At 46.8% G+C, this 5,364-nt stretch carries 5 protein-coding genes and 1 pseudogene; all 6 read right to left on the bottom strand.

Annotated features, from left to right (window positions below; genetic code table 11):
• A pseudogene (locus tag ACFIJP_RS08505) lies at nt 1-136 on the bottom strand (phage tail protein); the annotation flags it as partial.
• Complete coding sequence (locus tag ACFIJP_RS08500; RefSeq protein WP_375626954.1) at nt 133-594, bottom strand: phage tail protein; 462 nt, start codon at nt 592-594, stop codon at nt 133-135. The pseudogene ACFIJP_RS08505 and the gene ACFIJP_RS08500, both read right to left, overlap by 4 nt.
• A gap of 13 nt (nt 595-607) precedes the next feature.
• Complete coding sequence (locus ACFIJP_RS08495; RefSeq protein WP_375626952.1) at nt 608-2,944, bottom strand: phage tail tape measure protein; 2,337 nt, start codon at nt 2,942-2,944, stop codon at nt 608-610.
• Between the two features lie 131 nt (nt 2,945-3,075).
• Nucleotides 3,076-3,489, bottom strand: coding sequence for a hypothetical protein (locus ACFIJP_RS08490; protein ID WP_375626951.1), 414 nt, complete (start codon nt 3,487-3,489; stop codon nt 3,076-3,078).
• 9 nt (nt 3,490-3,498) lie between these two features.
• A complete protein-coding gene (locus tag ACFIJP_RS08485; protein ID WP_015856800.1) occupies nt 3,499-4,017 on the bottom strand; it encodes a phage major tail tube protein in 519 nt (172 codons plus the stop codon).
• A 3-nt stretch (nt 4,018-4,020) separates the two neighbouring features.
• Complete coding sequence (locus tag ACFIJP_RS08480; RefSeq protein WP_375626956.1) at nt 4,021-5,304, bottom strand: phage tail sheath C-terminal domain-containing protein; 1,284 nt, start codon at nt 5,302-5,304, stop codon at nt 4,021-4,023.
• Between the last annotated feature and the right edge of the window lie 60 nt (nt 5,305-5,364).

Below are 5,364 nucleotides of genomic sequence, written 5' to 3'. Positions count from 1 at the left end.
AGGTGGCTTCTAAATAGCCTTTGAGTAAACCAGCTTGCCTCCGGTCTCTGAACACTGCCATGGCATGGTGAAAGCAGATAAGATCAAGACTCATATCCTCTAGCTCTACAACAACATGCTTTTCTGGTATCTTCATAGAATTTGTCCCACTTGGGTTTGTCCCACCTGATATTGTCCTTGTGGTTTTCCGCCATTAAAAAAGGGCAAGAGCGTAATGGAATAGCGGATGCGCTGGGATTGACCAGAGCGACTAATATAGTCGTGGTCTTTATTGATCGTGGTGATCACCACGGGTCCATGGAGAAGGACACTATAGGTCGTATCATTGATCCAACGAAGCATCTGCACCGGCTTTGCTCTTCGGATAGTTGTGGTGATAGCATCTATCGCTACCCGGTCCCCAAATTCTTCTGGAAACCAAACCCCATGAATGGTTTTTGCATCATTACCATAGCCGGTAAATTGCAAACTGGGTGCCTTGCCAAAACGCTCCATACAAACCCATGAGGCAGAAAACTCTTCTTCAAAGGATTGGAAATTCAGCCAGTCCACATAAAATTGATGTGATCCTAACATCATCAAAGGATCTCTCATAGGCTCCCTCCCCTCATTCTGTCCCGCCATGCAATGCATTGGCGCGTACCCGTTGAATGGCATGGGCAACCGCACGACCGGTGGCAACAGGATCACGCGCACCATTGACATGCACTGTGACATTTTGATTGTGTGTGATAGTGGAATGCTCTTTGTCTCTTTGTTCTCTACCCGATGGATTTGCGTGCCCCGCCCCCGCAAATTGTGCAATCGGTTGAATGGCTGTTTTGCCCCCCAAAAAACTTGGCAAAAACTCTCTTACATCAATGGAACCAATCCACCCCTTAATGCGGCTAGGCAAAGATTTACAATAATCCATCAATTGTGAGATAGACGACATAAAGCCATCGACAATCGAATTAGCCAGATCTTCGCCCGCTTGTTCCATACCAGCCTTGGCACTCTCCGAGAGCTTTTCCTGTGTAAAAAAACTCTTCGACCATTGCCAAAAGTTGGAAAAGCTTTGTTTAACGCCCTCCCACAAATTGCCAAACCACTCGGCAACAGAGGAAAGCTCTTGTTTAAACTTTTGCCAAACTTGAGAGAGATCAAAAGCATTGGCGATTATATTTTTCCAACGCGTAATGGTGGTGGTATCAGCACCAAAAAAGCGCATAACGGCTTCAAAGGCTTGCCCAAAAGCCCGAGATACCCCCCGTGCAAAGCCCTTCATAAAAGAAGAAAAACGATCCCAATATTTCCACAAAGCAAAACCAGCAGCAAGGATGACAGCCACAACAGCAGCAACCACAGCCCCTATTGGGGTAAAAATACCCCCCACAACAGAGGAAATACCCGCCCCAACCACTTCGATCACTGTCCCAACAGAGCCAAAAGAGGCAGCAAATGCACTTCCTGAGACAGCAATCCCCCGTAAAGCCCCGACCAACAAGGTCATGGGGCGTAAGAGTCGGAGTGAACTTGCCCCAAGACCCGCGGTTAGCAAGCCCAGCGAGCGCCCTGCGGCTGCTAAGCCCCGCCAGCTTGCAGCAACACCACGACTGAGTACTCTAAGCTTGATAAAAGACGTGATCAATTGAAGAAGCCCAAGGCGTGTCCCGGCAAGAGTAAAGCGCAAAACCCGTAGAGCAATATTAAAAGCCATAAGGGCAGCAATGGTTTTGATGATGGCGCTCGTTAAAGTGGGATGGGCATTCGCCCACGCCATCAACCCATTAGTAAAATTGCCAACACTTTCCATCAAACTGTTGAGGGGGGGCAGAAGCACCTCACCAATGGTAATCCCTAAAGCCACAATGCGGTTTTGCAACAATTCAAATTGCCGCATGGCACCGGTTGCTTGTTTGTCGGCTTCTTGTTCTACCGAACCTTTAAAGACTTGTGGATCTTTCACATAATCTAAAGCTTGCCCTAACAATTCGGGATTGCCCACCAATTTGGCAAAATCACCAGTAAAATCGCGCCCAGCAATGGCAATCAGGGAACGCATCCCCTGTTCGGATTTACCCAACACATTAAAAAAGCGCACCAAGGTACCTGTGGCATCTTTGTCCAGATCTTGCATGAATTTTTCGCGAGAAAGCCCAATATTGGCAAAAGCATCTTCAATATGTTTGCCCCCTGCCTGAATGCGCGCACTCATGGCATTAAAACCACGCGCGGCACTCTCTGGAACAATCCCAGCAGAAATCATCGCCGTACCAAATGCCGCAGTTTCGCGCGCTGTCAACTTAAACATGGTTGCCGCACCGGTAGCACGATTGGTAAAATCAGACACCTCACTTGCCTTGGCGGCCATGTGATTAGAGAGATGATTGATAGCATCGCCTAGATCTTCAATGCCTGCTTGATTAAGCTTAAAGACATTGCGCAATTTGGCAAAGCGCTCCCCAATCTGATCTCCCGTCATATCAAAAGCTACAGCCGCTTTGGCAGCATAAATGCTAAAAGCTTCTAGATCTTGTTCGCCAATCCCTGCTTGGCTGGCACTGGTCATCAGTTCTAAGACTTCACGTGCCGCTAGCGGAATCTTAGTGGAGGTTTCAAGCGCAAAACGGCGCAATTCCTTTAAGCGATGAAGGGGGGCATCGAGAACCTTTTCTAATCCCTTCATCGATTGATCAAATTGCATGGCTTTATAGAGCGGTGCAATTAAGGTTGCTGTTTGCGCAATGGCACCCACCATACGCCCCCGCGCTTGGATAAAAGCATTTTTCGCATTCTTTGTCGCATCCTCAAGATGTTCAGGGTCAAACCACCCTTTAAAATGTTGCCTTGTCTTGTTTTGGAAATGCGCAACATCTGAACTAAAGGCTGCAAGATCTCGCTTGGCAGAAGCGATCCCCTCTTGCAGATGATTAACAAAACGCACAACAAGAGAAACATCCATGACGATTCTTTATCCTAACTGATGACTTTCATATTCTTGTTGTTTCAGGCGTGCGAGTTCTTCTCGATAGGCAATCACATCCAGCCAATCCATCTGGTTAATCTCTGAAGGCGCCCAGTGATAATAAAGGGCTAGTTCTGCCCCAAATTGTCTGGCAGAGAGGATTGGCGTTGCGTAAAAAAAGCAAAAAAAGCCTTCAATATTGCGACAATATCCATCACATCAACTCGATCAATCAATTCAATAGATTCATGTGACATATCAGCCAAAAGTGCTGTGATGCCTTCTGTTGCCTCACTTGTGAACAAAACTTGAGAAAGCTTCGTGATAAGCACATCATTGCTCAAAGTTGTTTTTTGCTCTCCAAACTCAGGAAGAAGCAGCTCTGTCAATTGTGGTCCAATGAGCACCGCTAATTGCTTGGCATGCTTAAAAGTGGGGCGATAAAAGGTCAGTTTCTTGCAGAGAGTTTCTTTGCCACCTTTATCCTGATAAAGAAGCGGAACCTGCAATTCCACGTCAATGCTGGTTTGTAAACTTGTCATGATCAATTCCTATAAGTTGAGAATAGAGCGGCGGCGAGAACCGATCTCTTGCCCATTGCGGACAAGCCAGCCACCCCGTTTAAAAGAAAAGCGGTGCAAAACAGAACCATCCCAAAATTCCGTATAGTCCCAAACATTTTTGATTTCGCAATCATAGCCTGTCGCTTTTCCAGCCGTTAAGCCTTCGCTATCGACTTTGACCAAGCGCCCCGTGACATCAATGGAATGCTCATGCTCGCGTCCATCTTCTTCAGAGATCACATGTTTTTTTCCGGTGAATTTATGACGAAGACCAGGAGGACCACCAAAGATACCGATAATTTCGGGTGTGTGACTGCGGATTTTCATTTGTAAACTTAGCGCTTTCACACCAAGACCGCTCACATCAATTTGCATATCAGAGCCCCCTGGTTGATAGGTTTCTGTGATTTCTTCCAACGTGGGCAGTTTCAATGTCTCAAGATCAAGGTGAAGATTCACATCATCATCAACAATTAGCGTAAAACCGCGTACAATGCGTAAAGTCATGCTTTAACTCCTTGCTGCTTTGCGATAAGTTTCAAGCGTATCGCCAAATTGATAAGTCATTTTCTTTTGGATATCTTGCGCCAAACGGTCAAAATAAGCGCTATTGCGCCGGCTGCCGAAACTCAAATCTTCTAAGGGTGGCACTTCTTCTGCATCAAACTCGACCCGCAATTTTCCCAATTGTAAAGTGCTGTTGGAATTTAAATCGCGGTCAAACCAAACCCTCCCACCAAGCAATGCACCACGCGCAATCATATCATCAAGAAACTGCGTGAGGCTGCGGGTAATGGCAATAACATGTTGACCGGTCAGATTCTCATCATTCGCCCAAGGGCGGAAATTGTTGATGATCGTTTTTTCCAAAGCTGCACGGGTGCGCACCACATTGACAAAACGCCAGAGTGGATCACTAGAGGTGGTATGATTCCCCCATAAAATACGTCCATTGGCAGCCATTTGCCCATCCGCATTTTGACTAAGTCGTGCGGGAATAAAGGTCGCAATATCGGCTTGGTTGAGGCGATTTGCCTCATGATCGATTTCCCCATCAAAATAGCTAATCGGGCGCGCCGTGCCTAAAATGCCATGCACATCTTGGTTGGAGGGAGACCAAAAAACACCACCCCTTTGCTTATCACGTTTGATAAACATGGCGGCAGCAAAAGGACTTGCGGGTTTAACACTAACACCCCCATCACTATTTGCCACCCGTACAAAGGGATCAATCAAATAACAAAAGCGTGAGGAAAAATCTGCACGATAGGCAAGGCTTTCTTCCGTGTTTTTACCACCCGTATCAAACACGGCAATCGCTTGTAGCTTTTCTGCCACCTGTTCCAAGGCATCCGCCACGGGGTTTTTACCATTATCAAGGCGCCCTGCACTATAAGCCGGTGCCAATAAAATCCCAGGCTCTACCCCTAAATGACCTCTAGCATGCGATAAAGCATGCACACCAGTCAAGTGAGTATTGGATCCCATCATTTCGGCTTGCGTCTCAGCAATGGTTGATTTTTCCTCCACACGCACAAGAATAATTTGTGCCTCAATCCCCTGTGCGCACACGGCATTGATAACATCAAGAGCTGTGCCTCTTGTTCCAAGCTTTTGGATTTTCTCACCCTCAAGTGTAAAAACTAACACAGGCTCGTTGAGGGGAAAAACTTGGTTGTCAGCATCAGGGGCTGTGACAACCGCACCAATGGCGGTTTGATCAAATGTTGCTAAGGGACGGGAATCCTCACCAGCCTCTACAATGCGTATCCCATGATTAAATTCTGTTGCCATCTTGCTCTCCAAATCAATGAAGAGAGAATAACAACCATCACCATGCTCCATAAGCCTGAC

It is taken from the genome of Bartonella sp. MU37NMGALS (genome assembly GCF_042194015.1).
Classification (GTDB): Bacteria; Pseudomonadota; Alphaproteobacteria; order Rhizobiales; family Rhizobiaceae; genus Bartonella; species Bartonella grahamii.
This window is presented reverse-complemented; position numbering and strand designations above follow the sequence as displayed.